This window comes from Arcticibacterium sp., assembly GCF_055134445.1.
This window is the reverse complement of sequence record NZ_JBSRVI010000123.1, coordinates 15,539-28,926: the sequence shown is the minus strand read 5'-3', so window position 1 is coordinate 28,926 and position 13,388 is coordinate 15,539. Positions and strand designations below refer to the sequence as shown.

Genomic DNA, 13,388 nt, shown 5'->3' with positions numbered 1-13,388 from the left:
CCAAAATTGGTGGTAGGTATTGTGGTTGACCAAATGCGATACGAGTATTTATATCGATTTGAAAAAAAGTATAGTGAAGGAGGCTTTAAGCGATTACTTGCAGAAGGCTTTAACTGCAAAAATAATAATTACCATTACGCATCTACAGTAACGGGGCCAGGTCATGCACATATTTATACAGGTAGCGTACCAGCTGTCTCCGGAATTGTGGGGAATGATTGGTTTGATAAAGTAGACGGTAAAGAAATGTATGTGGCTTCTGATAGTACAGTTTCTACAGTAGGTGAGGGGTCAGAAAAGGCCGGAATGATGTCACCTAATAACTTAAAAGTTACTACGGTTACAGACCAATTAAGGTTGTCGAATCAGTTCAAGTCTAAAGTGGTTGGCGTAGCTATAAAGGATAGAGGAGCTATTCTGCCTGCGGGTCACACAGGTGATGCTTATTGGTATGACTCTTCTACGGGAAATTGGATTACGAGTACGCATTATGGAAACAAACTGCCAAACTGGGTTCAAGCTTTTAATGACAAGAACGTATCGGAAGCGTATGCCACTAAAACTTGGGAGACATTATATCCTATTGAAACTTATACAGAATCAGAAGAAGATAATCAGCCTTATGAAAACCGTCTAAACGGTCAAAAGGAAGCTATTTTTCCGCATACTTTCACGGTAGGTTCCATAGCCTCCACACCATGGGGAAATACCATGACGCTTGATATAGGCTTAGAGGCATTAAGGAATGAGTCGCTTGGTAAAGATGATATTACAGACTTCTTAGCCATTAGTTTTTCTTCTCCAGATTACGCAGGGCATGCTTTTGGACCTCAGTCAAAGGAGGTTGAAGATATTTATGTCAGATTAGATTTAGATATAGAACGTTTACTAAATACATTAGATGCTGAAGTTGGAAAGGGAGCTTATACTTTATTTCTTTCTGCCGACCACGGTGTGGCGGAGATTCCTGCTTTCTTGAAAAAGCATGATTTGCCAGCAGGCTTATTTCTTGGTGGTGAAGTTACTAAGGAGGCTAATACTTTAATTTCAAAAGCTTATGGTGAAGGAGAGTGGATTTTGAGTTTGAAGAACTATGAGTTCTATCTTAATAGAGTTTTGATGGCAGAGAAAAATGTTTCTGTGGAACAAATCAAAAACTTGATAGCTCCAGTTTTGTCTTTGCAAGAAGGGATTTATTCTGTTATTAACCTGGAGAATTTTAGCAACGATAATATTCCTCCCTTTTATAAAGAGAAAATTCAAAACATTTATAACCCGAAAAGAAGTGGTGAAATCATGGTTTTAGTAGAGCCAGCTTGGTTTCACGGTTACGGAACGCGTGGAACTACGCATGGGACTATGTGGGCTTATGATACACATGTACCCTTATTGTTTTTCGGAAATGGCATAAATCATGGAGAAACAGTAGAGCCTACTTTTATCTCTGATATAGCACCTACGGTTAGTCAGTTATTAAACATTCAAGAGCCAAATGGCTCGGTAGGTAAGCCTGTCACTGCTGCTTTAAAATAAATGGGAGTTAGCTTAAATCAAATAGCTCTAGTAGTGACCGATTATGATGATGCTATCAATTATTATTGTCAGGTTTTAGATTTTGAACTTTTGGAAGACACCCATTTATCTGATACAAAAAGATGGGTGGTGGTGTCTCCCAAAGGCGAGAACTCTTGTAGGATTTTGTTAGCCAAAGCTACTTCGGAAGAGCAAACGAAGGCTATTGGTAGGCAAGCTGGTGGAAGAGTGTTCTTGTTTCTTTATACAGATAATTTTGACTCCCAATTGGAGAATCTGCAACGACATCAGGTTAAAGTAGTAAGAGGGCCTGTAACCGAGTCCTATGGTCGAGTATTGGTCTTTGAAGATATGTATGGCAATCTTTGGGATTTGATAGAGCCTGTAGGGTAACATTGATTTATGATGAATTTTGTGGAGTATAGGGCTTCTGAATAAGTGAGAATAATTATCAATATATTTGATAATTCGTCAGTCCAAAATAATTAAACAATTTACGCATCTTCCTACCTTAGTAGTTATGACTTGGATATACTTCTTAGATTTATTTGGTACCAGTGTTTTTGCTATTTCAGGAGTATTAATGGCGATCGAAAAACGTTTTGATCTAGTCGGTACCCTTATCATTGGTTTTGTGACTGCGGTGGGTGGAGGTACGCTCAGAGATTTATTGATAGGGCGTTCACCCGTGGGTTGGCTTAATGACCGGAACTATATTTTGGCTATTTTTATTGGATACGCCATTGCCTATATCTTTTATAAACGTGTTTTAAAGTTGAAAAAAGGTATGTTTCTATTTGATACCTTGGGTATTGGCGTATTCACTATTATTGGGTTCAAAATAGCCGCTGAATATAACCTCAGAGTAGAAACTTGCATTATGATGGGCGTGATTTCTGCTTGTTTTGGTGGTGTTATTAGAGACGTTTTGACCAATGAAATTCCATTAATATTTAGGAAGGAAATTTACGCAGCTGCCTGTTTCTTAGGAGCTGTCATTTACGTCATTATGCAGAAGTTCTCCCCTTTTGAGAATGTCAATGTCATGGTTTCTATGGTCATTGTTTTTATAGTCAGGTATTTATCCATTAAAAACGGATGGACCTTAAACTTGAAAAAGTTTGACGACATAAATGGTTTTGGAAAGGGCGATGAATAGCTAGTCAAACAAGGTTTGAGTTCTTTCTATCATTATTTTTTTATCTCTGATTTGAGATTTATTTTCTAGTAGGAAATCTCTAAAGCTCTCCATTTCTGCAAGCATGCTTTCAAAGTCATAAGTGGCGGCGTCATACTTCTCCACATAGATGTTTTCAAAATCACAGATAATGTATTCCATCGCCTTAAAACCGGCGTCAATTAAACTATAGAGGTAAAGGGTCTGGAAGTTAGCATCATGTCTACCAGGCTTATGATTTGCTGTTGATTTAAGGTCAATAACTCTGGCCTCGCCCAAAACATCTGCATATCCGTAAAAGTGAATGTTCTTGTGCCTGAAAGAGAGTTTCTGCTGAGTTTTCCTTTTTTTGGGAAGGAGTGAAGCTGCTTCTTGAATCAGTTTTTCGTTAAAATCTCCAGCCTTGTTTTTCAATACAGCACTTTCAAAAGAGATGCCTTTCTTAAATTTCGCAAGAATTTCAGGGTCCGTCTCTGGTACCCTGTTAATTCTGTTAATGAGTTTTAGCTTAGATTCCTCTGTTGCATTCGCCAGATATCGGTGATACTCATTGAGTAGGGTGGGGTAAAAGTAGAAAACAAAATCTTCCATTATTTAATCACATAGCCTAATTTAACGGCTACGGTGTTTATTTTGTCGGTTTTGCGTTTTCCTAAGGCAGGGAAACTAGCAATGCTGTATTCTGCTTTCAGAAATACCTTTTTACCCAAATAGTAGCCAGCGTCAAAACGAGTTTCATGACCAATAACCCTTCCTTCCGTTTCTTGTAAGTGCACTTGATTAAAAAGTAAACTATAGCCCACAAAAGGTACACACTTATTTTTATTAGAAAGCTCGTGTGTGATGTGTAAACCGTAAAAAGCGATACCGATATTTTTGGTATTTTCTTTTAACGGAGGTACCGCAGTGTAACCAATAGGCAAAGATAAAAAGGCTTTAGGTTTACCGGTAAATCCAGAGACCTGCCACATAATATCCGCTGCGAAAGAAAAACCTGTTTTACTTATTTCTGGTAAATTGGTTTTAATGATACCGGTATATCCAGTTTCTAAAGTTATTCTTTTGGGCGATTTTTCTAATTGTTTCTCTTGAGCCACTAAGGACCCCGATATTCCTAAAAGAAGAACTAATATTAACTTTTTCAAATTTATCTAACCAGTTCGGCTGCACCAAATACGCCAGCACTATCACCAAGTTTAGGTTTTAAAAAGACGGTTTCTACTTTTCTATTATTGAAAATGTAGTTTTCAATTTCTTTAACTCCTTCCGTATAAATTTCATCAATATTACTCACACCACCACCGAGAACTACCACATCTGGATCCAGAACATTTAAGATGTAGTGAATGGCTTTTCCAAAAGACTTAAACAAACGCTGCATGGTAGCTGTAGCATGCTCATCTGAATTTGCTCTATAGCGTTCTACTATTTCTTTCATACCTCTTTTCTCTCCAGAAATACTGGCGTAAAACCTTTCTAGAGCTGGGCCTGAGAATATATTTTCATTACAACCTTTTTTACCGCAATAACAAGGCGTTTGGTCGTCGCCTAAGACATTATGTCCCCACTCTCCTCCAATGCCGTGTTTTCCGCTTATTATTTTACCATTTACCACTACACCACCACCAACGCCAGTACCCATAATGACACCAAAAACCACTTGAGCATCTGGATATTTATCAGGAACTATTCCCATAGTGGCTTCGGCTAAAGCAAAACAGTTGGCATCGTTTGCCATGGCTATTTCTACTTTCAATAAATTTTCCAAATCCTTTTTCATAGATTGGCCGTTCATGCAAGTAGTATTGCTGTTTTTCATGGTTTGTAAGCCAGGATCTAGCGTCCCGGGCGTACTAAAACCAATGGCAGTAGGTTTAATACCTGTTTTTTCAGATAAGCCGTCTATCAACTTTTTAATCTGTGATAAGATATGCTGGTAACCTTCTTTAGCTTCAGTAGGTACTCTCTCTCTTATAAGCGTTTCGCCAGTAGCGTCGTTTATGACAATTCCTTCGATCTTAGTACCGCCTAAATCTACACCCCATAAATATCTTTCCATTTCTGTTGTTTTATTGTTCGTTTTGGAAGCTACAAACTTAGTATTTATCATAAGAAATTCTAGCCTACTTTAAATTTTAAAATGAGATAACCTAAGGCCATCTACTTTAAATATGGAGGGTTTAGTGCAGTATGAAGTGTTTGTTATAAGCTGTTTAGGGCTATTTTTAAGTTATGTATTTTTTAGAATAAAGCTTTTAATGGTTTAGGAAAATTTGAGATAGAAACATTCTTCTTGTTTTGAAATGAGTAAAAACATTTCAATCTTTAAGCCTATATAACAATACCCTATGAAACGAATCGCTTTCTTTCCTGGCTCATTTGACCCTTTTACCAAGGGGCATGCAGATATTGTGGAGAGGGGTTTGAAGCTTTTTGATGAAATTATTATCGGTATAGGCTATAACCCTGCTAAGAAGAGATATTTTCCGTTGGAGGTTATGGTGGGTGTCATTAAAGGTGCATTTAATAATGACCCCAGAATTAGAGTTATAAATTATAACGATTTAACAGCCGCAGTAGCTAAAAATGAAGGTGCTGAGTTCTTAATAAGGGGTTTAAGAAATACCACCGATTTTGAATACGAAAACACCATAGCCCAAGTAAACCGTCAGATTGTAGACGGTTTAGAGACTGTTTTCTTAATTACTTCTCCAGAACTGGCACCCATTAGCTCAAGTATTGTACGAGAGCTGCATTCTTTTGGGGTAGACGTAAGTAACTATGTACCTTACCCTTTAGAAAAACTAAGTTCCTGAGATAGCATGTGTTTTAAAACGTTTTTAATAGACGGATAACTTTTTTGCAAAGCCTTGTGCATTTCAAAACTATTCATCCATTTGATGTCATCAATACCTTCTTCTAACTGCGGAGTCATAAATTCGTCCGAAATCAAGTTCATCTCATACCAAAAAGTCCTTTTCAGCACTCTAACATTTTTATGAAGATAGGTGTGATACGAAATGTAACACTTGTCTATTAAGGAAACCTTGATATTGCACTCTTCTTCCACTTCTCTTAGAGCTGTCTCCCTCATGGTTTCTCCTTTTTCTGCTTTTCCTTTAGGTAAATCCCATTTTTCCAGCCTATGAATCATCAGAATTTTATGCTCATTGTTTATCACAAGACCTCCTGCAGCATCCACTATCTTATATTGACCAAATACGGTTTTTTTAGCTTCATCCAGGCTTTTCACGTAAAAGGTTAAACTTTTAAAGTCAAACTTCTTTATTTCTTTAATACCTTTAAAAAAGGCAGTAATTATCTCAGGTGAAGCATTAGGTATTAAAACCTTCTTACGCCATTCTTTTAAGTTTTTCAGTCTATTGGAATCCGAAATTATGGTGTCAAACTTTTTGTTGGCACCAATCTTCTCTTCCTGAAAAAAGATAGGCCTGTCATTAATAAATATGACCATTGTTTCTTATTGTTTGAGTGCAAAAATAGGGTTTGGTCTATTAGTGCAAGCCTAATTTCTAAAATATTTAATTTTTAAGTAGTAAAGCGATTTACATTTGTATTATTTTGCAGTTAAATAAAAGAGCAGTGTTCCCTAAGAGGGATTGATATAGCTTAATGGAAATAATAATTTTATTGGTTCTGATTTTAATTAATGGGGTGTTTTCGATGTCCGAGATTGCACTAATCTCATCCCGAAAAACAAAATTGGAAATTGCAGCCAAAAATGGCGACAGCAAAGCAAGGTCGGCTTTAAAACTGGCTAACTCCCCGAACAACTTTTTAAGTACAGTACAGATAGGAATAACCTTGATCAGTATTTTTACGGGTATTTATTCTGGAGATAGGCTTGGAGATAATATAGAGCCATTTATAAAGCAGGTACCTTATTTTGTACCTTATGCTGATACCATTTCGGTAGTGCTAATTACAATATTCGTAACTTTCCTTTCACTTATTTTTGGTGAATTGGTTCCCAAAAGAATAGGAATGGCCTCCCCAGAGACTATTTCTAGTTATATGGCGGGCCCGATGATAGCGTTGTCAAGGATAACGTATCCCTTTATATGGATACTAAGTAAAACATCCAAGTTTCTTTTTAGCCTTACTGGTATTAAGGAATCAGATAACTTCATTACGGAAGAAGAAATTAAGTCGATGGCTAAGGAGGGTGCTACAGGGGGCTCTATAGAGGAGATTGAGCACGAAATAGTTCAAAACGTATTTCATCTTGGAGACAGAAAGATAACCTCTTTAATGACCAATACCAATGAAGTTACGTTCTTAGACTTAGAGGATACCCCTATAGAAAACAAGAAAAAGATTATCGCCTCTCGCCATTCTGTTTACCCAGTATGTAATGATGGTATCAATAATATGGTTGGTTTGCTTTATGTCAAAGACCTACTTGGTAAATCATTATCTACAGAATTGAAATCCCTAGAAAAAAGTCTTAGAGAGTGCTTATTTATTCCGGAAAATAATTTGGGGTATCAGGTGCTGGAGAAGTTTCAAGAGGAAAGAAGACACTTTGGGGTTATTGTGGATGAATATGGTAACGTACAGGGAGTAGTGACCATGAACGATATCTTGGATGCCCTGGTAGGCGATATTTCAGAGACTAATGAATTTGAATTTGAGATAGTGAAAAGAGAAGATGGCACTTTCCTAATAGACGCTTCTCTTCCTTTTGATGAGTTTTTACAAGAGTTTGATGTAGAAATAAGTAATAGAAAAGACTATCAGGGTTTTGATACCATGGGTGGTTTTGCTCTAGAGATTTTACAAGAAATCCCTGATACGGGAGATTATTTTGATTGGGAAAATTTCCGTTTTGAAATTGTGGATATGGATAAAAACCGTATTGACAAAATCTTAGTGACTATCCTAGACGAGAATCAAGAAAAACTATAAAGTTAATAAATGACCACTGCTAGAAAGATTGCTAATATTTTATTAGAAACAGAAGCTGTTAAATTAAGTCCAAATGACCCATTCACTTGGAGTTCCGGATGGAAATCACCCATCTATTGTGACAATAGAATTACGCTGTCTGATGTAGAAGGACGAACTTTTATAAAGAAAGCACTAGCTAAAGCTATCAAGAAGCATTTTCCAGAGGTAGATTTGGTAGCCGGTGTAGCCACGGCGGGTATTGCTCAAGGGGCTCTAGTGGCAGATTACTTAAAGATACCATTCGCTTATGTTAGGCCTAAGCCAAAAGAGCACGGAATGGGCAATCAGATAGAAGGAAAGATTGTCAAAGGTCAGAAAGTAGTGGTTCTGGAAGATTTGATATCTACCGGAGGCAGTTCACTCAAAGCCGTTGAAGCCTTAAGAGCTTTAGGGATTGAAGTTATCGGCATGATTTCCGTCTTTACCTATGGACTTAAGGTGGCAGGAGTTAATTTTCAAGAGGCCAATGTGCCGCTAGTGACACTAAGTAATTATAGTTTTTTAATAGATGAGGCTGTCAAGCAGTCTTACGTAAAGGATACTGATTTAGAATCACTTAAGAAATGGAAAAGAAGCCCTGAAAAATGGGGTTAATCTAAAAAAGGGGTATACTATAATTCTCGGCTAATTTCTGAAGCCCTTCCAGCGTGTCAGACCTTAAAGTTAGGCCATCTTTCATTTGTTGTCTTTTAAGTTCTAAGCCTCTCTGGCCTGGAATTCTTACAGGTTGCTTAGAATTTGCGGCCCTGCTGGCTAATGATTGCTGTTTAAGAAATTCCATCTCTTTTTTGAAATAACTTTCACCAGAAAATTTTCTTGGGTTAATGGATTGTATAAATACAGAAGCCCCCCATCTTCCTGGTTCGCTTGAACGTCCATGCCCACCAAGAGCAGAGGTCATGGCTTCAATCATAATACCTAATGCAAAACCCTTATAGCCGGAATCTAAGCCTCCTAAAGGTAGGATAGTGGAAGGTTCGCTATTGAAAAATGTATTTGGGTCAGCTGTTGGTACGCCTTCAGCATCTAAGAGCCAAGCGTGTGGGAGTGGTTCATTTATTTGTTTCTTTTGATGAATTAAACCGTTGGAAGTAGCAGACATACTCACATCTATAATAATGGGTTCGTTTTCGGTGGGTATACCTAGAGCCAGAGGGTTTGGGCTATAAACCCCAGTAGTTCCTCCGAAAGGAGCTACCGTCATATTGTCTGGGTCGCTGCAAGCTATCATGACCATGTTTCCATTAAGTGTGGCGTTTTCCATATAAGCCGCCAAGCATCCTATATGAGAAGACTTCTGAATCACCACGGTGCCTACACCTTCCTGTTCAGCTATTTCATTGGTTTTCTTAATGGCACTGTCAATTAACCAAGGGCCGGCTAAATACTTGCCATCCCATAGCTCAGAAGTAGCGGTTTGGTTCAATACCTCATAACTACCTTTTGTCTCCATACTTTTCTTTTGGATATGATCGATGTAGGGCATCACGAGATGAAGCCCATGGGTTCTATGTCCTAAAAGTTCACCTTCCAGAAGGATATGGAGGGTAATATTGGCTTTGTCTTTTGGAAGATTTACTTTTTCAAAAAGGGCAGCAAGGAAAGTTTGAGCTTGTAAATAGGTCAAGGTTGATTTCATTTTTCGAAATTAGGAATAAAACTGAACTTAAGAGTTAAGGCATAAAAAAAGCCAACCAATATGGTTAGCTTTTTTTGGATTCGACTGGTTTAAAATAAACCTAGTCAAAAAATAGTAGTTATTTGGCTACCTCAATGGCCGCTTCACGAGCATTGATAGTTTTTCCTGCCATGCCAGAGATAACACGATTAACGTCTCTTTCTGGTACTTCTACAAAACTGAATTTGTCGTACATGTCAATTTGACCAATCACTCTACCTGGGATTTTAGCTTCAGAAGCTAAAGCACCCACTATATGACTTGGAGATACGTGGTCTTTTTTACCAAGGTTGATAAATAAACGAACCATTCCTGCTTCGCCAGAACCATGCTGACCTCTATGAGCCTTACGGTCACGAGAGAACTCTCTATCTTCAGAACCACCATCTCTTCCTCTTGGCTCTCTGTCGCTAAAGCTACGCTCTCCTCTTCTTCTTTCCATTCTTCCGCCTCTTTCTCTTTCTCCGCTTCTACCTCTATCTCTATCTCTTCCGCCACGGTCTCCACCTCTTCCACGGTCTCCACCTCTTCCGTCGGCTAAGTCATCGCCTCCTTGAGTAACTTTGTTAAGGTCTAATTGCATTTTCATCAAGGCCGTAACCATTTGATGAACCTCGTAGCCCTTTTCCATTAAGTCATTCACTATTAGTTCATAACCTTCATTGCCCACTTCTGAGACATGAGAGACTATTTTATCAGTGAAATTATTAATTTTGATTTCTTTTAGGTCTTCTTTAGTAGGTACTTTACCTTCTGTGATAGCCACCTTAGTGTATCTTTCTAGTTCTCTAAGTTTGCTTCTATCTCTTGCAGAAACAAATAAGAATGCTTTTCCTTTGTTACCCGCACGGCCAGTTCTACCAATACGGTGAACATAATACTCTGTATCTAAAGGCACGTCGTAGTTGAAAACGGCGTCAACATCATTTACATCAATACCTCTGGCTGCCACGTCTGTAGCTACCAAGATAGTACATATCTTGTTTCTGAACTTGTTCATCACCTGATTTCTAGCCGCTTGGCTTAAATCTCCGTGAATCGCTTCAGCTTTATATCCTTTGTCTTGTAAGTCCATGGTTACTTTATCCACCATAGCTTTCGTGTTACAGAAGACCAGCATTAATTTCAACTCGTTAACTTCAATCAAGCGAGTCATTAATTCCGTCTTGGCTTCACGTCTAACGTTATAATAAACCTGCTCAATGTTATCGTTAGTCACTTCGTTCTTTGTGATCTTGATAATTTCAGGGTTATTCTGGAATCTCTTCGTAATGCTCAAGATATCACGAGACATAGTAGCAGAGAAAAGAACGGTTTGTCTTTCTGCAGGAGCAAAAGATAAGATCTTTTCGATATCATCTCTAAAGCCCATGTTAAGCATTTCATCTGCTTCGTCCAAGATAAGCATTTTCAAGGTATCCAATTTAAGCGTTTTACGCTCAATGTGGTCCATGATTCTACCTGGTGTTCCAACTACTATATGGGCACCTTTTTTAAGGTCACGGAATTGTCTTTCATAAGACTCTCCTCCATAGATAGAGCTTACTAATAAGCCTCTTTTATATTTTGCTAATTGATATATCTGTTCCTTAACTTGAAGAGCAAGCTCTCTAGTAGGACACATAATCAAAACTTGTGTGATGTTATCTTCAACATTAATGGCTTCAATGGCAGGAATTCCAAAGGCAGCTGTTTTACCAGTACCAGTTTGGGCTTGACCAATCATATCTGTACCTTTCATTACAACCTCGATGGCTGCAGCTTGAATAGGGGAGGCTTCTGTCCATCCCATTTCTTCCACGGCCTTAAGTATATAATCAGACACAGGAAGTTCGTTAAACTTTACAGTTTGCATACGTATTTTGCACGACTGCCCAGCTTGCAGCCTATTTTTTTAAGATTTTTTGGAGGCGATTGCGACACGCCCTTTCGTGAACATCACGGTGAAACCCGTTGCCTGCTCTGAAAGGAATTTTGGACGAAAATTAGATGCTCAAATGGCACCTGCCGCTGTCAGAGAACTCGAACGAGTCTGTAAATCGAGTGCAAAAGTAGGATATATATTTGAGGTAACCTAATTTGAATGTAAAATAGTGAAAGGTTTTATGGTATTTTATTTTTTCACCCACTTGAAACCCTCCTCAGGAAGGTTTGAGAAGTTGGTATGCTCTAAAGATTTAGCTTTCAAAGTGAATTTATGTAGTACCTTGGCGTCGCTATTATAATAACTCTTTTCGTTCAAGCTTACGTTTAGATCTTCGAAGTAGTTGTTACCGTCTAATTGAATATTGCAAAGTCCTTCGTTTTCAATGGTCAAATTACGTATTCTACAATTATATAGCCTTAGAGAATTACTGTCGTTGAATATTTTCATTTGGTCATCATTGAAATTCTTCATGATGATTCTGCTAACGGAACTTTCTAGATAATCTAAGGAGGGGAGATAGAGGTTAATGACTTTCCTGATTCTTAGTTCTTGGGTATTTCTAGGTGTAAGGTGCGTGTAAATATATAAGGTGTCTCCCTTGGGTTCTAGATGCACATATTTCTGGTAAGTTTTGTGAATTTCAATGATGGGCTCATCATACTGCATGATGTTTAGTTTCATTCTTCCTAAGTCGCACTTAATCACCACGGCTTTTAAATCATTCAATTTAAATTTGGTATAAGGCTCAATAAGTTGGGCAGGTGGCTTTTTACTTATCTCCTGTTTTTCTAGCCTTCCACAGGACTGAGCGATTAGAAATATGGCCAATAATAGGGCTTTCGAAAAAAAAAGTTTCATGCAAGTATATATGGGTTTCTAAAGCTAAGGATTTAAAAACTAAGATGCCTACATTTGTCACGTATAGACACATAAATATTTACATGCAAAAAGTACTCTTTATTGACCGAGACGGTACAATTATAAAAGAACCCCCTACAGATTTTCAAGTAGACTCACTGGAGAAGCTTGAGTTTCTTCCAAAATCCTTATCCAATCTTAGGAAAATAGCGACGGAGACCGATTATGAGTTGGTCATGATTACCAACCAAGACGGTTTAGGTACAGACTCATTTCCAGAGGATACTTTCTGGCCAGCTCATCAGAAAATGATGACGACGCTAGAAGGGGAGGAGATTCATTTTAAGCAGGTATTTATTGATAGAACCTTTGAGCATGAAAATGCCGATACTCGTAAACCTAGAACAGGTCTATTGACAAACTATATTAACAATACTGAGTATGATATGGCCAATAGTTATGTGATTGGAGATAGGCTTACGGATATACAGTTAGCTGTAAACTTGGGTTCAAAAGGTATTTTAATAGCCAACAGCGAAAAAGGGGAAGCTACTCAAGAGCAACAAGAAGCAATTGGTCTTATTTCAGAAGATTGGGATGCTATTTATGAATTCTTAAGATTGCCAGAAAGAAAGGCAGTTATTCAAAGAGACACAAAGGAGACTAAGATTTCTGTTAATTTGAATCTTGATGGTACTGGGAAGGCTAAAATGGATACAGGTCTTGGTTTTTTTGACCATATGCTTGACCAATTGGCCAAGCACTCTGGAGCAGATATTGAAATAACGGTGAAAGGCGATTTACATATTGACGAGCACCATACCATAGAAGATACAGCATTGGCTTTAGGAGAAGCCTATTTGGAGGCCTTGAAAGATAAAAGAGGAACCAATAGATATGGATTTTTACTGCCAATGGATGAAGCTCTTGCTCAGGTAGCCATTGATTTTTCTGGGAGACCTTGGTTGGTATGGGATGCCTCTTTCAAAAGAGAAAAAGTGGGCGAAATGCCTACAGAAATGTTCATGCATTTCTTTAAGTCTTTCTCAGATGCCTCTAAGTGTAACTTGAATATTAAGTGTGAAGGTGACAACGAACATCATAAAATTGAAGCTATTTTTAAAGCATGGGCAAAAGCTATAAAAATGGCCGTTAAAAGGGATATTAATGCAATGGACAGTCTGCCGAGTACCAAAGGGGTACTTTAAGAATATCTTTTAGGCGGTTTGGATTAAGATTAAACG

14 protein-coding genes are annotated in these 13,388 nt (G+C 38.0%); 7 read left to right on the top strand and 7 right to left on the bottom strand.

Annotation, left to right across the window (positions count from 1 at the left end; translation table 11 throughout):
* The 3 genes from pafA to ACTBZY_RS15935 all read left to right on the top strand — a co-directional run.
* The coding region (gene pafA, locus ACTBZY_RS15945) for an alkaline phosphatase PafA (RefSeq protein ID WP_463047341.1) at positions 1-1,533 on the top strand (1,533 nt) is incomplete at its 5' end.
* The gene (locus tag ACTBZY_RS15940; protein WP_463047340.1) at positions 1,534-1,926 is read left to right on the top strand and encodes a VOC family protein; all 393 of its coding nucleotides are present in this window, start codon (positions 1,534-1,536) and stop codon (positions 1,924-1,926) included.
* 127 nt (positions 1,927-2,053) lie between these two features.
* A complete protein-coding gene (locus ACTBZY_RS15935) occupies positions 2,054-2,692 on the top strand; it encodes a trimeric intracellular cation channel family protein (protein WP_463047339.1) in 639 nt (212 codons plus the stop codon).
* Here the strand turns inward: ACTBZY_RS15935 and ACTBZY_RS15930 are convergent, their stop codons facing one another.
* Genes ACTBZY_RS15930 through ACTBZY_RS15920 form a run of 3 tightly spaced genes read right to left on the bottom strand, consistent with a single transcriptional unit; the run spans position 2,693 to position 4,769 of the window.
* Positions 2,693-3,301, bottom strand: coding sequence for a hypothetical protein (locus ACTBZY_RS15930; RefSeq protein WP_463047338.1), 609 nt, complete (start codon positions 3,299-3,301; stop codon positions 2,693-2,695).
* Complete coding sequence (locus tag ACTBZY_RS15925; protein ID WP_463047337.1) at positions 3,301-3,855, bottom strand: hypothetical protein; 555 nt, start codon at positions 3,853-3,855, stop codon at positions 3,301-3,303. Before ACTBZY_RS15925 ends, ACTBZY_RS15930 begins: the two co-directional genes overlap by 1 nt.
* Positions 3,856-3,857: 2 nt before the next feature.
* Entirely contained in the window at positions 3,858-4,769 is a 912-nt protein-coding gene (locus tag ACTBZY_RS15920; RefSeq protein ID WP_463047336.1) for an ROK family protein, read from the bottom strand.
* A gap of 289 nt (positions 4,770-5,058) precedes the next feature.
* Here ACTBZY_RS15920 and coaD point away from each other — a divergent pair, with 289 nt between their 5' ends.
* A complete protein-coding gene (gene coaD, locus ACTBZY_RS15915; RefSeq protein WP_463047334.1) occupies positions 5,059-5,526 on the top strand; it encodes a pantetheine-phosphate adenylyltransferase in 468 nt (155 codons plus the stop codon).
* On the opposite strand, the gene ACTBZY_RS15910 is transcribed toward coaD, so the two are convergent.
* Complete coding sequence (locus ACTBZY_RS15910) at positions 5,499-6,185, bottom strand: NUDIX hydrolase (protein ID WP_463047333.1); 687 nt, start codon at positions 6,183-6,185, stop codon at positions 5,499-5,501. The two genes, coaD and ACTBZY_RS15910, sit on opposite strands and share 28 nt — an antisense overlap.
* 158 nt (positions 6,186-6,343) lie before the next feature.
* On the opposite strand from ACTBZY_RS15910, the gene ACTBZY_RS15905 reads away from it, so the two are divergent.
* Both ACTBZY_RS15905 and pyrE read left to right on the top strand, forming a co-directional pair.
* A complete protein-coding gene (locus ACTBZY_RS15905; RefSeq protein WP_463047332.1) occupies positions 6,344-7,639 on the top strand; it encodes a hemolysin family protein in 1,296 nt (431 codons plus the stop codon).
* Positions 7,640-7,648: 9 nt separating this feature from the next.
* Positions 7,649-8,275, top strand: coding sequence for an orotate phosphoribosyltransferase (pyrE, locus tag ACTBZY_RS15900; RefSeq protein ID WP_463047331.1), 627 nt, complete (start codon positions 7,649-7,651; stop codon positions 8,273-8,275).
* 1 nt (position 8,276) lies between these two features.
* Here pyrE and ACTBZY_RS15895 read toward each other — a convergent pair whose 3' ends face one another.
* The 3 genes from ACTBZY_RS15895 to ACTBZY_RS15885 all read right to left on the bottom strand — a co-directional run bounded on the left by ACTBZY_RS15895 (position 8,277) and on the right by ACTBZY_RS15885 (position 12,144).
* A complete protein-coding gene (locus ACTBZY_RS15895; RefSeq protein ID WP_463047330.1) occupies positions 8,277-9,320 on the bottom strand; it encodes an Ldh family oxidoreductase in 1,044 nt (347 codons plus the stop codon).
* Positions 9,321-9,438: 118 nt separating this feature from the next.
* Positions 9,439-11,214, bottom strand: a complete 1,776-nt coding sequence (locus ACTBZY_RS15890; RefSeq protein WP_463047329.1) for a DEAD/DEAH box helicase — start codon at positions 11,212-11,214, stop codon at positions 9,439-9,441.
* A gap of 258 nt (positions 11,215-11,472) precedes the next feature.
* On the bottom strand, positions 11,473-12,144 hold the full coding sequence (locus ACTBZY_RS15885; RefSeq protein WP_463047328.1) for a hypothetical protein: 672 nt from the start codon (positions 12,142-12,144) through the stop codon (positions 11,473-11,475).
* Positions 12,145-12,227: 83 nt separating this feature from the next.
* On the opposite strand from ACTBZY_RS15885, the gene hisB reads away from it, so the two are divergent.
* Complete coding sequence (hisB, locus tag ACTBZY_RS15880; protein ID WP_463047327.1) at positions 12,228-13,352, top strand: bifunctional histidinol-phosphatase/imidazoleglycerol-phosphate dehydratase HisB; 1,125 nt, start codon at positions 12,228-12,230, stop codon at positions 13,350-13,352.
* The last annotated feature ends 36 nt before the right edge of the window (positions 13,353-13,388 follow it).